At 69.3% G+C, this 13,367-nt stretch carries 12 protein-coding genes; 8 read left to right on the top strand and 4 right to left on the bottom strand.

What is annotated here, in order from left to right; genetic code table 11:
* Nucleotides 1-136 precede the first annotated feature (136 nt).
* The gene (locus AAFN86_RS27745) at nucleotides 137-1,741 is read right to left on the bottom strand and encodes a peptide chain release factor 3 (protein WP_347546868.1); all 1,605 of its coding nucleotides are present in this window, start codon (nucleotides 1,739-1,741) and stop codon (nucleotides 137-139) included.
* Between the two features lie 189 nt (nucleotides 1,742-1,930).
* Between AAFN86_RS27745 and AAFN86_RS27740 the strand changes: the two genes are divergently transcribed.
* Entirely contained in the window at nucleotides 1,931-2,389 is a 459-nt protein-coding gene (locus AAFN86_RS27740; RefSeq protein WP_347546867.1) for a hypothetical protein, read from the top strand.
* A 19-nt stretch (nucleotides 2,390-2,408) separates the two neighbouring features.
* Here the strand turns inward: AAFN86_RS27740 and AAFN86_RS27735 are convergent, their stop codons facing one another.
* Nucleotides 2,409-3,629, bottom strand: coding sequence for an MFS transporter (locus AAFN86_RS27735; protein WP_347546866.1), 1,221 nt, complete (start codon nucleotides 3,627-3,629; stop codon nucleotides 2,409-2,411).
* 232 nt (nucleotides 3,630-3,861) lie between these two features.
* Here AAFN86_RS27735 and galU point away from each other — a divergent pair, with 232 nt between their 5' ends.
* The 3 genes from galU (at nucleotide 3,862) to AAFN86_RS27720 (ending at nucleotide 6,370) form a co-directional block, all read left to right on the top strand.
* Nucleotides 3,862-4,734, top strand: coding sequence for a UTP--glucose-1-phosphate uridylyltransferase GalU (galU, locus tag AAFN86_RS27730; protein WP_347546865.1), 873 nt, complete (start codon nucleotides 3,862-3,864; stop codon nucleotides 4,732-4,734).
* 19 nt (nucleotides 4,735-4,753) lie between these two features.
* Nucleotides 4,754-5,644 carry a polysaccharide deacetylase family protein gene (locus AAFN86_RS27725; RefSeq protein WP_347546864.1) on the top strand — a complete coding sequence of 297 codons (891 nt, stop codon included), beginning with the start codon at nucleotides 4,754-4,756 and terminating at the stop codon, nucleotides 5,642-5,644.
* A gap of 267 nt (nucleotides 5,645-5,911) precedes the next feature.
* Entirely contained in the window at nucleotides 5,912-6,370 is a 459-nt protein-coding gene (locus tag AAFN86_RS27720) for a CAP domain-containing protein (RefSeq protein ID WP_347546863.1), read from the top strand.
* Nucleotides 6,371-6,430: 60 nt separating this feature from the next.
* On the opposite strand, the gene AAFN86_RS27715 is transcribed toward AAFN86_RS27720, so the two are convergent.
* Both AAFN86_RS27715 and AAFN86_RS27710 read right to left on the bottom strand, forming a co-directional pair.
* Nucleotides 6,431-7,396 (bottom strand): tripartite tricarboxylate transporter substrate binding protein, encoded by a 966-nt coding sequence (locus tag AAFN86_RS27715; RefSeq protein WP_347546862.1) that lies wholly within the window; start codon nucleotides 7,394-7,396, stop codon nucleotides 6,431-6,433.
* 138 nt (nucleotides 7,397-7,534) lie between these two features.
* The gene (locus tag AAFN86_RS27710) at nucleotides 7,535-8,749 is read right to left on the bottom strand and encodes a D-alanyl-D-alanine carboxypeptidase family protein (RefSeq protein ID WP_347546861.1); all 1,215 of its coding nucleotides are present in this window, start codon (nucleotides 8,747-8,749) and stop codon (nucleotides 7,535-7,537) included.
* Between the two features lie 363 nt (nucleotides 8,750-9,112).
* Here AAFN86_RS27710 and AAFN86_RS27705 point away from each other — a divergent pair, with 363 nt between their 5' ends.
* From AAFN86_RS27705 to AAFN86_RS27690, 4 genes are all read left to right on the top strand, one after another.
* Nucleotides 9,113-9,682 (top strand): TIGR01841 family phasin, encoded by a 570-nt coding sequence (locus AAFN86_RS27705; protein ID WP_347546860.1) that lies wholly within the window; start codon nucleotides 9,113-9,115, stop codon nucleotides 9,680-9,682.
* 273 nt (nucleotides 9,683-9,955) lie between these two features.
* A complete protein-coding gene (clpS, locus tag AAFN86_RS27700; protein ID WP_188970123.1) occupies nucleotides 9,956-10,297 on the top strand; it encodes an ATP-dependent Clp protease adapter ClpS in 342 nt (113 codons plus the stop codon).
* A gap of 123 nt (nucleotides 10,298-10,420) precedes the next feature.
* Nucleotides 10,421-12,778 carry an ATP-dependent Clp protease ATP-binding subunit ClpA gene (gene clpA, locus AAFN86_RS27695; protein WP_347546859.1) on the top strand — a complete coding sequence of 786 codons (2,358 nt, stop codon included), beginning with the start codon at nucleotides 10,421-10,423 and terminating at the stop codon, nucleotides 12,776-12,778.
* Between the two features lie 91 nt (nucleotides 12,779-12,869).
* Nucleotides 12,870-13,202: a carboxymuconolactone decarboxylase family protein gene (locus AAFN86_RS27690; RefSeq protein ID WP_408906637.1), complete on the top strand. Its 333-nt coding sequence runs from the start codon at nucleotides 12,870-12,872 to the stop codon at nucleotides 13,200-13,202.
* Nucleotides 13,203-13,367: the final 165 nt, after the last annotated feature.

The raw sequence follows: 13,367 nt of genomic DNA, 5'->3' as shown, positions 1-13,367 counted from the left end.
TGGTCGGGCAACTCATGGCCATGCTCAAGGCCGCCGGCGCCTTTCCCAACGGAGATGATGCGAAATGCCGCGACCTCGTTTCCGGTTTGTCCTCATGTTCGGCAAAAGGGACTATGAGGGGGCGAAACCCCTCCAATCACGCCGGTGCCAGCCCATGCTGTTCCCGCACCGGCAGGAAGCGGATCATCGGGAATTCCTCCTCCGCCCGCTTGCGGCGCCAGTCGCTGGTGAAGAAGGCAACCTGCTCGTCGTCATGGTCCTGCGCCATGTCCATGCGGTTGGCGGCGTAGAAGCGGTCGATCGCGTCGCGATCCTCGCTCGCCATCCAGCGCATCTGGTTCCACGGCGCGGCCTCGAAGGATGCCGGCACGCCGTATTCGACGCGCAGGCGCGATTGCAGCACATCAAGCTGCAACAGCCCGACCACGCCCACGATCGGCTGCGATCCGTCGAGCGGGCGGAACAGCTGGACCACGCCCTCATCGGCCAGTTCGTCCAGCGCCTTGCGCAGCTTCTTGGCCAGCATCGGGTCATCGAGGCGCACACGGCGGATGTGTTCGGGCGCGAAGGATGGCACCCCCTGGAAGTTGATGGCCTCGGCCTCCGTCAGCGTGTCGCCGATGCGGATGCCGCCATGCGTGGCGATGCCGACGACATCCCCGGGCCAGGCTTCTTCCGCCACCTGGCGGTCCTTGGCAAAGAAGAACAGCGGGGCGTTCACTGGCACCAGCTTTCCGGTGCGCACCTGGCGCAGCCGCATCCCCTTCTCCAGCCGGCCAGAACAGATGCGCAGGAAAGCGACGCGGTCGCGATGCTGCGGGTCCATGTTCGCCTGGATCTTGAAGACGAAGCCGGACAGCTTCGCTTCCTCCGGCCGCACGACCCGCCCATCGGCCGGGCGCGGGCGCGGCGGCGGGGCGAAGCGGGCGAGGCCTTCGAGCAGGTGCGCCACGCCGAAGTCGCGCAGCGCGGAACCGAAATACACCGGCGTCAGCGAGCCTTCGAGGAACTTGCCCATGTCGAATTCGGCGCAGGCGCCAGAGGCGAGTTCCGCCTGCTCACGCAGCGTGGCCGCGCGGTCGCCCGGGACACGCGCGTCGATCGCCGGGTCATCGAGGCCGGTGAGCGGGATGATCTCGTCCGAATCCACCATGCGCAGCGAGGGATGCAGGATGTCATACACACCGCGCAGGTCGGCCCCCTGCCCCACCGGCCAGGCGACCGGGCTTGCTTCCAGCGCCAGCGTCTTCTCGATCTCATCCAGCAGGTCGAAGGGGTCGCGCCCCTCGCGGTCCATCTTGTTGACGAAGGTGATGATCGGGATGTCGCGCATGCGGCACACCTCGAACAGCTTGCGGGTCTGGCTCTCGATGCCCTTGGCGGCGTCGAGCACCATCACCGCCGCGTCCACGGCCGTCAGCGTGCGATAGGTGTCTTCCGAGAAGTCCTCGTGGCCCGGCGTGTCGAGCAGGTTGAACACCACCCCGTCGCGCTCGAAGGTCATCACCGAGGTGGCGACGGAGATGCCGCGTTCCTGCTCGATCTTCATCCAGTCGGACCGCGTGCGCCGGGCATTGCCCTTGGCGCGCACCTGCCCGGCGAGCTGGATGGCGCCGCCCTTGAGCAGCAGCTTTTCCGTCAACGTCGTCTTGCCGGCGTCGGGGTGGGCGATGATGGCGAAGGAACGACGGCGCGCGGCCTCGGCGGCCACGCGGTCATCCGCGGAGATCGGCATGTCCATGGTGCGCGGAACCTAGTGGCGCGGCGCGGTATCCGCCAGCCCGAAGCGATCATGACGGGAATGCAATCGGATGCCGGCTTGTCCGACGCGGGGCGCGACCCGCATAAGGACTCACCCCGCCGATGTAACATTGGCGGGGCCGACACGACGCCAGCCAGCCATAGCGCCAGCCAGCCAGGAGAAGCCCCCATGAGCGACGACAAGCCATCCAAGGGGCTCGGCCGCCGCCTGCTTCTGCTGAACGCGCCGGTTGCCGGTGCGGCGACCCTGGCCACGCCGGCCCTGGCGCAGTCCGGGCGCAGCGACAACGACCCGAACGACGCGCCGGGGCGTGGGCGCAGCGGCGCGACGGATTCCGATCCGAATGACGGGCCGGGTCGTGGGCGCGGGCGGGGCTCCTCGGGCGTGACCGATTCCGATCCCAATGACGGTCCTGGCCGTGGGCGCGGCCGGGCGCCTTCCGGCGTCACGGATTCCGACCCGAATGACGGGCCTGGTCGCGGGCGTGGCCGGGCATCCTCCGGCATCACCGATTCCGACCCGAATGACGGGCCGGGCCGCGGACGTGGTCGGCCGCCTTCGGGTCTGACCGATTCCGACCCAAGTGACGGGCCGGGCCGTGGGCGCGGGACGCGCGGCGGCAAGTAGTCCGGGGCCCCGCCGCGGTTCACGCCGCGGCGCCGGCCGGCAGGCGCCGCAGTCGCGCAAGGTCCGACACCAGCACCACCAGCACGGAGGCGGCGAAACCCGCCCCGGCCAGCCAGATGCCGGCCGCCGGCCCTTGCGCGGCCGCCAAGCCGCCGCCGGCCAGTGCGCCAATAGGCCGCACCCCGTAGATCGCCACCTGCAGCACGGCACCGACCCGCCCGAGCATTGCCGGCGGCGTCACGATCTGCCGGATGCCGGTCTGGCAGATCAGCCACATCATCGGCCCGAAGCCCACGAGGAACAGCGCCGCGAAGGGCGCGGCCAGGCTGCCGGCGGGTGCCGCCAGCAGAAGCAACGGCGTGGCGACGGACAGCCCCGGCCCCGCCACCAGTACCGCATTCGGCCCGAAGCGGCGCTGCACCCAGGCGGCACTCGCCGCCCCCGCGATCATCCCCGCGCCATAGCCGGCCTGTGCAAGGCCGAGCCGCGCCGGGTCGAGCCCAAGCGGGCCGATCGCGAAGGGCACCACCACCGCCAACAGGGCGAAGAAGGCAAAGTTCCACGCCAGGGCGCAGCCGAAGATGCCGCGCAGCAGGGGCTGGCTCAGGACAAAGCGCGCGCCTTCCGTCAACTTCGCGCGGATCGGTGGGCGGCCGGCGGCGAGCGGCACGGCAGCGCGGTTCGGCAGGCCGCGTGTCGCAGCAAAGGCCAGCAGCGCCGCGGCGATGGCAAGGCCATACGCCACGACCGGCAGGCCACGCGACGCCAGCAGCCCGGCCAGCGGCGGCGCCCCGAGGCTCGCCACGGCGCGCGCCAATTCCAGCCGTGCATTGGCCGCCGCCAGCCCGTCACGCGGCGCGAAAACCGGCACCAGGCTGCCGGCTGCAAGGACGAACAGCACGGTCCCGCAGGCGGCGAGGAAGGTCGCCACCCCGAGCAACACCGCCCCACCCCCCCCCGCCGCCGCCGCCGGCACGGCAAGTGCCGCGCCCGCCGCCGCCGCCACGGTCGCGCCGCCGAGCAGCCGGCCGCGCGCGAAGCGATCCACCAGCAACCCCGCCGGCAGGGAAAAGGCGAGCCAGGCCGCCGCCTGCGCGGCCAGCAGCATGCCGACCAGGCCCGGCCCGGCGCCGAGCGCGAGCACGGCGGTCAGCGGCAGGGCCGCCATGGCCAGCTGGTCAGCCCCGTGCAGCCCGAGGGCGGCGAGCGACAGGCGGTTGAGGGGGGATGTCGCGGTCATGCGGGGCGCTCCGGTTGGTGCGCCCTCGGTGCCACGGTATCGCGCAGTCGCGCCTTCCGGCGATTGCGTCGGCACGTTCCAGCGTCGGGACGTCGCCGCAGGTCACCGATTTGTTGAGCGGCACCGGCGGATCACGTGATTCCACCGGAACGGGATATGCTCTACGCCTTATTCATGTCGCGCCGGCATGCTCCGCTATGACAATCCTGGTTGAATCGAGGAATCGCTGCCCGTGCCCCTGAAGCCGCTCAAGAAGGCCGTCCTGCCCGTTGCCGGCCTCGGCACCCGTTTCCTGCCCGCCACCAAGGCGATGGCGAAGGAAATGCTGCCGGTCGTCGACAAGCCACTGATCCAATACGCCGTCGAGGAAGCCCGAGCGGCGGGGATCGAGCAGTTCTGCTTCATCACCGGCCGCGGCAAGACCGCCATCGTCGAGCATTTCGACGTGGCCTATGAACTCGAACGCACCCTGGCGGACCGCAACAAGACCGCGGAACTTGAGGCGCTGCGCGCCCAGGCGATGACGCCGGGGTCGATCGTCACGGTGCGCCAGCAGGTGCCGATGGGCCTCGGCCACGCGATCTGGTGCGCACGCGCCTTCGTCGGCGACGATCCCTTCGCCATCCTGCTGCCCGACGACCTGATGATGTGCGACGTGTCCTGCACCGCCCAGCTCGCCGCCGCCTACAAGGAGACCGAGGGCAACGTCGTCGCCATCGAGGAAGTGCCGATGGAACGCGTCAACCGCTATGGCGTGCTCGACGTCGCGGAGGACAAGGGCCGGCTGGTCTCGGTGAAGGGCCTGGTGGAGAAGCCGCCGATCGAGAAGGCCCCGTCGAACCTCACCATCATCGGCCGCTACGTGCTTATGCCCGAGGTGATGGGCTTCCTGGCGAAGCTGGAAAAGGGTGCGGGCGGCGAGGTGCAGCTGACCGATTCCATGGCCAAGCTGATCGGCATGCAGCCCTTCCATGGCTTGCGCTACGACGGCAAGCGCTTCGACTGCGGCGACAAGTCGGGCTACCTCGAAGCCCAGGTCGCTTTCGCGCTGAAGCGCCCGGACCTCGCCCCCGCCATGCAGGCGATCCTCAAGACCTATGGCTGAAGGCGCGCTTCCGGGCGGGATGCCGCCCAGCACCCGCGACCTCGCCGGCTACGGCCGCAACCCACCCGATGCGGGCTGGCCCGGCGGGGCGCGCGTTGCCGTGTCCTTCGTCGTCAATGTCGAGGAAGGGGCGGAACTGTCGATCGGCAGCGGCGACGAGCGCAACGAAAGCGGGCCGGAGACCGGGCAGCTCGTGCAGGGCGCGCCCGATCCCTGCATGGAAACGCATTTCGCCTATGGCTCGCGCGTCGGCTTCTGGCGGGTGCTGGATGCCTTCGACGCGCATGGGATGAAGGCCACCTTCAATTCCTGCGGCCGCGCCGTTGCCATGACGCCGGTGCTCGCATCCGAACCGGCGGCGCGCGGGCATGAGGTGAGCGCCCATGGCTGGCGGTGGGAAATGCACGCCAACATGGACGAAGCCACGGAACGCGCCGTGATCGCCAGGACGGTGGCGGTGCTGGGCGCGGCCGCCGGCACCCGGCCGGTGGGCTGGCACACCAAGTCGGCGCCCTCGGTGAATACGCGCCGGCTGCTGCTGGAGGATGGCGGGTTCCTCTATGATTCCGACGCCTATGACGACGACCTGCCGCGGCTGGTTCCGGGTGCCGGTGGGCGCCCGCATGTCATCCTGCCCTACGCCTTCGACACCAACGACATGCGCTTCCGCCCCGGCCAGGGCTTCGTCTTCGCCGAGGATTTCTCGCGCTACTGCATCGCCGCCTTCGACCGGCTGTTGAAGGAAGGCGGGCGCATGATGTCGATCGGGCTGCATCTGCGCACCATCGGACGGCCGGCACGGATCGGCGGGCTGGAACAGATCCTGGAGCACATCGCCCGCGCCGGCGACGCAGTTTGGGTGGCGCGGCGAAAGGACATCGCGCAGCACTGGCTCAACCGTTTCGGGTAGAGCGTGATGATCGCAGGTGCGAACGCACCGGAGGTCTGAATCACGCAATCAAGCAATAGGTGAGAGCGTGATGGCCGCAGGTGCGAATGCGCCGGAGGTCTGAATCACGCCATCAAGCAATAGGGTAGAGCGTGATGGGTGAACGAATGTGAACCAATCACGCTCCAGGGCACGATCCCGACATCGTGCCTTGCCGCGGATCGCCCGCGCGGCCTCGTCACCGCAATGAGGACTCAGTATCTTCGATTCGGCAGGAGGGCGCTGGCGATGGCCGGCGGCTTTGTGCTTGCCGCCACCGCACGGCCAGCGGCGGCAACCGACCCCCGGCTTCAGGACGCCGTGCTGCGGGAGGTGAACGCCTTCCGCGCCAGCCAGCGCCGGCCGCCCCTGCAACTCGACCTGCGCCTGTCGCAGGCGGCGACGGCGCATTCCAACGACATGCTGCGATCGGGCCGGATGAGCCATACCGGCAGCGACGGCAGCGACCCGGGCGCCCGCATCACCCGCACCGGCTACCACTGGCGGTCGTACCGGGAGAATGTCGGCGCCGGGTACGTAGATGCGCGACAGGCCGTGGCGGGCTGGATCGCCAGTGCGGACCACCGCGCCAACCTGCTGGCCGATGACGTGACGCAGGTGGGCGTCGGCTTTGCCGGCGGGCCGGGCATGATGCCGGGGAACGTGCCGCGGCTGTTCTGGACGCTGGTGCTGGCGACGCCGCGATAGGGTGTCCTAAGCCGCCCGGCAGTGGCCCGCCGGTCCTGGGAAGGCCGCCGGGGCCTTCTCCTATGCCCCCGAGGCCCGCACCACCGGCGCCCAGCGCGCCGCTTCCCGCGCGACAAACTGCGCGATCTCCGCCGGCGACGGGTCGCCCAGGGAAACGATGCCGTTCGCCGACCAGCGTTCGCGCGCGGCTGGGTCCGCCATGGCCGCCGCCAGATGCACGCGCAACCGCCCGGTGATCTCCGCCGACAGCCCGGCCGGTCCGGCGAGCAGGAACCAGTTCGACGCGACCGCGCCGGGGAAGCCGGCCTCGACGATGCTGGGGATGTCCGGCACCACGGGGGCGCGGGCCTCGCTGGAGATGGCGAGGCCGCGGATCGACCCGCCGCGGACGCCGCCGGCATGGGCGGCGAGCGTGTCCCACAGGGAGACGGTGTTGCCGCCGAGCACGGATTGCTGGGCATCCGCCGCGCCGCGGAACGGCACGTGCAGCAGCTCGACCCCGGCTTCCTGCGCCCAGAGCATCCCGGCCAGATGCCCGACCGAGCCGATGCCGGAGGACCCGAAGGTCACCGCATCACGCCCGCGCCCGGCCGCGGCCTTGTAGTCGGCGAGCGTGCGGATCGGGCCGTCCGCCTTGACCGCGCAGAGGATCGGCGCGCCGCCGAACATGGTGATGTAGGCGAAGGAGCGCTGCGGATCGTAGTTCGGCGCCGGCGTCATGCTGACGGCCACGGCGAGCGGCCCGGTATTGGTGATCAGCAGCGTGTAGCCGTCGGGGGCCGCGGCCGCGGCCTGCGCTGTTCCGACCGCGCCGCCGGCACCGGGGCGGTTCTCGATGATGAAGGGTTGCCCGAAGGCGCGTTCCAGCCCGGCCGCCAGGTAGCGGATGACGATGTCGGAGGTGCCGCCCGGCCCATAGGGGTTGATGATGCGGACGGGCCGGTTCGGCCAGGCGCCCTGGGCGTGCAGCGCAGCGGGCGCCGCGAGAATGGCCGGGGCGGCGAGAAGGAGGCGGCGGCGAAGCATGATCTGCCCTTTCCGGAAGCGGAAGCGCGGACCGGCCTGCCCGATGCGCGGGCAGATGCCCGCCGCAGGCATGGATCGGCGCCGCAACGGGCAGATAAACAGCAAGTCACATGCCGCGCGCCGGCGCGGCGGGAACCCTCAGCGACTGGCGGTGGTGGCCACACCGGGGCGGCGAACCGGCGGCGGCAGGCTGCCGCGCCCAGCGCTGACCGACGGGGTACCCGAGCGGCTGCCCTGTTCGATCCGCGCCGCGGCGCGGGTCGAAGCCTGCTGCGTGGCCGGTGCCGATGACTGGCGTCGCGGCGTGGTGGCGCCGCGCGGCGTGGCGACGGCCCGAGTTGCCGCCGCCGCGGCCGTGGTGCCCCGGCCCGCACCCACGCGCGACGCGGTGGCCGCACGGGTCGATGCGGCGCGGCGGTCGGGCGCGCGGCCCGCGGTGGCGGCGCGGGCGGCGCCGACCACGCCGCCGGCCGCGGCCATCAGGCCCGATGGCGGGCGTGCCGCCACGCCGACCTGCGCGAAGCCCTGGTCCAGCAGCGCGCCCATGTGACGGTCGCGTTCCACCCAGGACGCACCGCCCATGGTCACGCCGACCAGGCGCACCCCGTCCCGCAGGGCGGAGGTGACGATGTTGAAGCCCGAATCGCGGATGAAGCCGGTCTTGATGCCGTCCACGCCGTCGTAGTCGCCGAGCATCCGGTTGTGGTTGCGGATCAGCTGCCGCCCCCAGGCGAACTGCACCGTGCTGAAATACCGGTAGCGGTCGGGGAAATCGCGCACCAGCCGCAGGCCGAGCGTGGCCATGTCTCGCGCCGTGGTCACGTTGTCTGGGTCCGGCAGACCCGAGGCATTGCGGAAGGTGGTGCGCGTCATGCCGATGGCGCGTGCGCGCATGGTCATCAGCTGGCCGAAGCGTTCCTCGTTGCCGCCGAGGTGCTCGCCGACCGCCGCGGCGACGTCGTTCGCGCTTTTCGTCACCAGGGCGAGGATCGCCTGTTCGACCGACAGCGTCATGCCCGGCCGCAGGCCGAGCTTGGAGGGCGGGCGGGAGGCGGCCTCCTCGCTCATGGTGATGGGGGTGGCGAGCTGGACGCGGCCGTCGCGCAGGGCCTCGAACAGCATGTACAGCGTCATCATCTTGGTGAGCGAGGCGGGGTAGCGCTGCTCATCCGGGTTGGCGGCGATCAGGACGTTGCCGTTGCGGGCGTCCAGCACGATGGCGGAATAGCGATCGCTGCCGATCTGCGCGGCGGCCGGTCCGGCGGCGAGCCCAAGGGCCAGCCCTGCAGCGAGGGCCGCAATGGCGCGCCACGGGGCACGGGTCGGGCGCGAGCGGGCGCTCGATGACGTCATTCGGAATCCCCTTGCGGCCGGCGCGAACGGGTCGCGGCGGGTGGCTGTGGGGTGAAGGATAACCAGCGTCGGCGGCAGCGTCCACTTCAAATCGCGAGGACTTCGTTTCCCAGCAAGGGCTTACATAATCTTCTTGTGCGCAACCGTTACCGGACCGCGCCGATACCCCCGAAATTCATTTTTGTGCACTGCAAAAAAACCTTGCGTATCGATTGGCAGGCCGCCTAAACGATCATCATGTTGCAGCGCAGCAAGACGGCCCGGAAGCCCCGGGCAACCCAGCAGGATCAAGCCGCCGCGGCGGCACCTGCGCCTGAGATCGAGGGGCCGGTGGCGGCCCCGCCGACTGAGATCGAAGGGGCCATGTCGGCCCCCGAGACCGCCATCGAGGAGGCCATGACGGCCTCCGCGACCATCATCGAAAGGGACGAAGACATGGCCGATACCAAGGTTGACGTGAAGAAGATTGCCGCCGAGGGCACCGCCCAGGCGCAGAAGATCGTGACGGAAGGCGCGGCGCAGGCCCGCGTGGCGATGGAAAAGGGTATGCAGCAGATGACCAAGGGTGCGGAAGGCTTCATGAAGGCCGCCGAGGAAGCCGGCGAGTTCAGCCGTGGCAATGTCGAGGCCTTCACCAAGGCCGCGCAGACCTGGGCGACCGGCACGCAGGAACTGGCCCGCCAGGCGATGGCGCTGGCGCAGGGCCTGACCGACCACACCCTGGAAGGTGCGAAGGCCCTCGCTGCGGTGAAGAGCCTGAACGAGGCCGCCGAGATCCAGACGAAGTACGCCAAGGCCGCGGTCGAGAAGGCCGTCGCCGAGTCCGCGAAGATGCAGGAAGCCGTCTTCAAGCTGGCCGAGCAGGCGGTTGCGCCGATCTCCGCCCGCATGACGGTCGCCATGGAGAAGATGGCGAAGCCGCTCGCGGCCTGAGCCCGACGGGACTAAGGCCGCCTCCGCCCATACTAACCCTCCCCTCCCCCGGGCGGGGCGGCCACACGAAGGGCCCGGCATCCGGACCATCCCGCTCAGGCGGGGTGGGGCGGTGGCCGGGCCTTTCCGATTTCAGTGGTCGTCGCCGATTTACGGTGGACAATCTGCGCCTTGGGCGCGGTCGGCCCTTCACCTCGCGCCGCGCGCTCCGATATCCTGCCATGCGGCGGGGGGCCGTTGCCGTCAGCGCCTAGGGAAACCACTTCTGCAGCCATGAGCGATCCGGACAAGCGTACAGGCAACGGGCAGGGCAATGACGGGTCGCAGACCGGCGTCGTCGTCAAGGCGCGCCCGCGGACCAAAAAGCCTGCGATGTATAAGGTGCTGATGCTGAACGACGACTACACGCCGATGGAATTCGTCGTCCATGTGCTCGAGCGCTTTTTCCAGAAGAACCGCGAGGAGGCGACGCGCATCATGCTGCATGTGCATCGCCGTGGAGTCGGCGTGTGCGGGGTCTTCACCTATGAGGTCGCCGAGACCAAGGTGACCCAGGTGATGGACCTCGCACGGCAGAACCAGCACCCTCTGCAGTGCACCATCGAGAAGGAATAGCCTTCGCAGAATCAGGGAAAGGGGTCGCAGAACCCCAGGGGGAAGACCACATCACGACCGATACCCGGTGCTGCACGGGCCCAATGTGGCCGGGCACACCACCGACAGGGGAGCGTCACTGACATGCTGTCCCGCAACCTCGAGCAGACGCTCCACCGGGCCCTGGCACTGGCCAGCGAACGGCGACACGAATACGCAACGCTTGAACACCTGCTGCTTGCGCTGGGTGACGACCAGGATGCGGCCACCGTGCTGCGCGCCTGCGGGGTCGATCTCGACCGGCTCAAGCGCGACCTGACCGAGTTCCTCGACAAGGACCTGGCCGGGCTGGTGACCGAGCGTGGCGGCGACCCCAAGCCGACCGCCGGCTTCCAACGCGTGGTCCAGCGCGCGGCCATTCATGTGCAATCCTCCGGCCGCGACGAGGTCACCGGTGCGAATGTGCTGGTCGCCCTGTTCAGCGAGCGCGAATCGCACGCGGTCTACTTCCTGCAGTTGCAGGACATGACGCGGCTGGACGCGGTGAACTTCATCAGCCACGGCATCGCCAAGGCACCCGGCCGGTCGCAGCCGCGCCCGGTGCAGGGCCAGCCCTCCGCGTCTTCCGGCCCGAACGCCGAGGAGAACCAGGAGAAGGAGGAGAAGCCGCGTGGCGGCCGCGGGCAGGACGCGCTGTCGAACTACTGCGTCAACCTCAACAAGAAGGCGGTGGCGGGCAAGATCGACCCGCTGATCGGCCGCGACTCGGAAATCGAGCGGACCATCCAGATCCTGTGCCGGCGCACCAAGAACAACCCGCTGTATGTGGGTGACCCGGGCGTGGGCAAGACCGCGATCGCCGAGGGCCTCGCCAAGCGCATCGTCGAGGGCGACGTGCCGGAGGTGCTGCTGAAGTCGACCATCTTCGCGCTCGACATGGGCTCGCTGCTGGCCGGCACGCGGTATCGCGGCGACTTCGAGGAACGGCTGAAGGCGGTGGTCAACGAGCTGGAAAACCAGCCCGGCTCGATCCTGTTCATCGACGAGATCCACACCGTGATCGGCGCCGGCGCCACCTCGGGCGGTGCGATGGATGCGTCGAACCTGCTGAAGCCGGCGCTGGCGCAGGGCACGCTGCGCTGCATCGGGTCCACCACCTACAAGGAATACCGCAACTACTTCGAGAAGGACCGGGCCCTCGTCCGGCGCTTCCAGAAGATCGACGTCAACGAGCCGACGCTCGAGGACGCGGTGAAGATCCTGCAGGGCCTCAAGACCAACTACGAGAAGCACCACAAGGTCCGCTACACGCCCGAGGCGATCCGCGCGGCGGTGGAGCTTTCCGCGAAGTACATCCACGACCGCAAGCTGCCGGACAAGGCGATCGACGTGATCGACGAGGTCGGCGCATCGCGGATGCTGCTGCCGGAGGGCAAGCGGCGGAAGACGGTCACGCTGAAGGATGTCGAGGACATCGTGGCGAAGATCGCGCGCATCCCGCCGAAATCGGTCTCGACCGACGACCGCGAGACGCTGCGCAACCTCGACCGCGACCTGAAGTCGATGGTGTTCGGCCAGGACAAGGCGATCGAGGCGCTGTCCGCCGCGATCAAGCTGTCCCGCGCCGGGCTGCGCGACGCCGAGAAGCCGATCGGCAACTACCTGTTCTCCGGCCCGACCGGCGTCGGCAAGACCGAGGTGGCGAAGCAACTCGCCAAGACCCTCGGCATCGAGCTGATCCGCTTCGACATGTCGGAATACATGGAGCGCCATTCGGTCAGCCGGCTGATCGGCGCGCCGCCGGGCTATGTCGGCTTCGACCAGGGCGGGTTGCTGACCGATGCCATCGACCAGCACCCGCACGCGGTGCTGCTGCTCGATGAGATCGAGAAGGCGCACCAGGATCTCTACAACATCCTGCTGCAGGTGATGGACCACGGGAAGCTGACCGACCACAACGGCAAGACGGTCGATTTCCGCAACGTCATCCTGATCATGACGACGAATGCGGGCGCGTCGGACATGGCGAAGGCGACCATCGGCTTCGAACGCGAGACGCGGATCGGCGAGGATGAGGAGGCGATCAAGCGCCTGTTCACCCCGGAGTTCCGCAATCGCCTCGACGCCGTCGTGGGCTTCGCAGCGCTGACGCCCGAGATCGTCGGCCGCGTGGTCGAGAAGTTCGTCATGCAGCTGGAAGCACAGCTCGCCGACCGCAACGTGACGATCGAACTGAGCAGCGCGGCGAAGGAATGGCTGGCGGAACGCGGCTACGAACCGCTGTATGGCGCGCGGCCGCTGGCACGCATCATCCAGGAATTCGTCAAGAAGCCGCTGGCCGAGGAATTGCTGTTCGGCAAGCTCGCCAAGGGTGGGTCGGTGAAGGTCGGGCTGAAGGATGGGGCGCTGGTGTTCGACATGCTCGAAGCCGCACCTCCTGCCTTGCCCAAGCCTGAGGAAGGCGAAGGCGAGCCTGACCGCGAGCCGGAGCAGGTCGGGTAGCGCAGGCCGCGCCGAAGCGCGATGATGGATGGGCGCGGGGGGGATGCCTCCCGCGCCCATTGTCATTGCAGGGGAAGCGGGAATGAGCGCGATCAAGGACTGGAAGGGCTATTCCGCCGGATTGCGGGAGCGCGGCAAGGAACTCGGCCAGTTGCACCCGGAGATCGTGAAGGGCTTCGTCGCCCTGTCGAACGGTGCCGCGCAGACCAAGCACCTTGATGCCAAGACGCGGGAATTCATCGCGCTCGGCGTCGCCATCACGACGAAATGCGAAGGCTGCATGGACGCCCATGTGCGCAAGGCGCTGGCGGCGGGTGCGACGAAGGAGGAAATCGCCGAGGCGCTGGGCGTGGCGATCGCACTGAACGCGGGGGCGGCGTTCACCTATGCGCTGCATGCGCTGGATCGGGCGAACGAGGGGTAGTTCCGCCCTTCTCCCACAGGCCCTGTCCGCCGAACGCGTGGGCGCAGGCGAGGATTGGGCCATCCTCCGGATCGGTCATGTCGAACGCGGTGTGGATGACCGCGTTCCGCATCACAGCCGGCATGCCGACGGCCCCGACAAGCCGGGCGCCGGTGATGCCCCGGT

Source organism: Roseomonas sp. CAU 1739 (assembly GCF_039839775.1).
Classification (GTDB): domain Bacteria; phylum Pseudomonadota; class Alphaproteobacteria; order Acetobacterales; family Acetobacteraceae; genus Neoroseomonas.
The sequence above is the reverse complement of the archived record's forward strand: the minus strand, read 5'-3'. Positions and strand labels throughout refer to the sequence as shown.

Excerpts from the sequence above, each read along its gene's own strand:
- AAFN86_RS27745 (WP_347546868.1), bottom strand. The coding sequence starts at position 1,741 with ATGGACATGCCGATCTCCGCGGATGACCGCGTGGCCGCCGAGGCCGCG.
- AAFN86_RS27740 (WP_347546867.1), top strand. The coding sequence starts at position 1,931 with ATGAGCGACGACAAGCCATCCAAGGGGCTCGGCCGCCGCCTGCTTCTG.
- AAFN86_RS27735 (WP_347546866.1), bottom strand. The coding sequence starts at position 3,629 with ATGACCGCGACATCCCCCCTCAACCGCCTGTCGCTCGCCGCCCTCGGG.
- AAFN86_RS27725 (WP_347546864.1), top strand. The coding sequence starts at position 4,754 with ATGCCGCCCAGCACCCGCGACCTCGCCGGCTACGGCCGCAACCCACCC.
- AAFN86_RS27720 (WP_347546863.1), top strand. The coding sequence starts at position 5,912 with ATGGCCGGCGGCTTTGTGCTTGCCGCCACCGCACGGCCAGCGGCGGCA.
- AAFN86_RS27715 (WP_347546862.1), bottom strand. The coding sequence starts at position 7,396 with ATGCTTCGCCGCCGCCTCCTTCTCGCCGCCCCGGCCATTCTCGCGGCG.
- AAFN86_RS27710 (WP_347546861.1), bottom strand. The coding sequence starts at position 8,749 with ATGACGTCATCGAGCGCCCGCTCGCGCCCGACCCGTGCCCCGTGGCGC.
- AAFN86_RS27705 (WP_347546860.1), top strand. The coding sequence starts at position 9,113 with ATGTCGGCCCCCGAGACCGCCATCGAGGAGGCCATGACGGCCTCCGCG.
- clpS (WP_188970123.1), top strand. The coding sequence starts at position 9,956 with ATGAGCGATCCGGACAAGCGTACAGGCAACGGGCAGGGCAATGACGGG.
- clpA (WP_347546859.1), top strand. The coding sequence starts at position 10,421 with ATGCTGTCCCGCAACCTCGAGCAGACGCTCCACCGGGCCCTGGCACTG.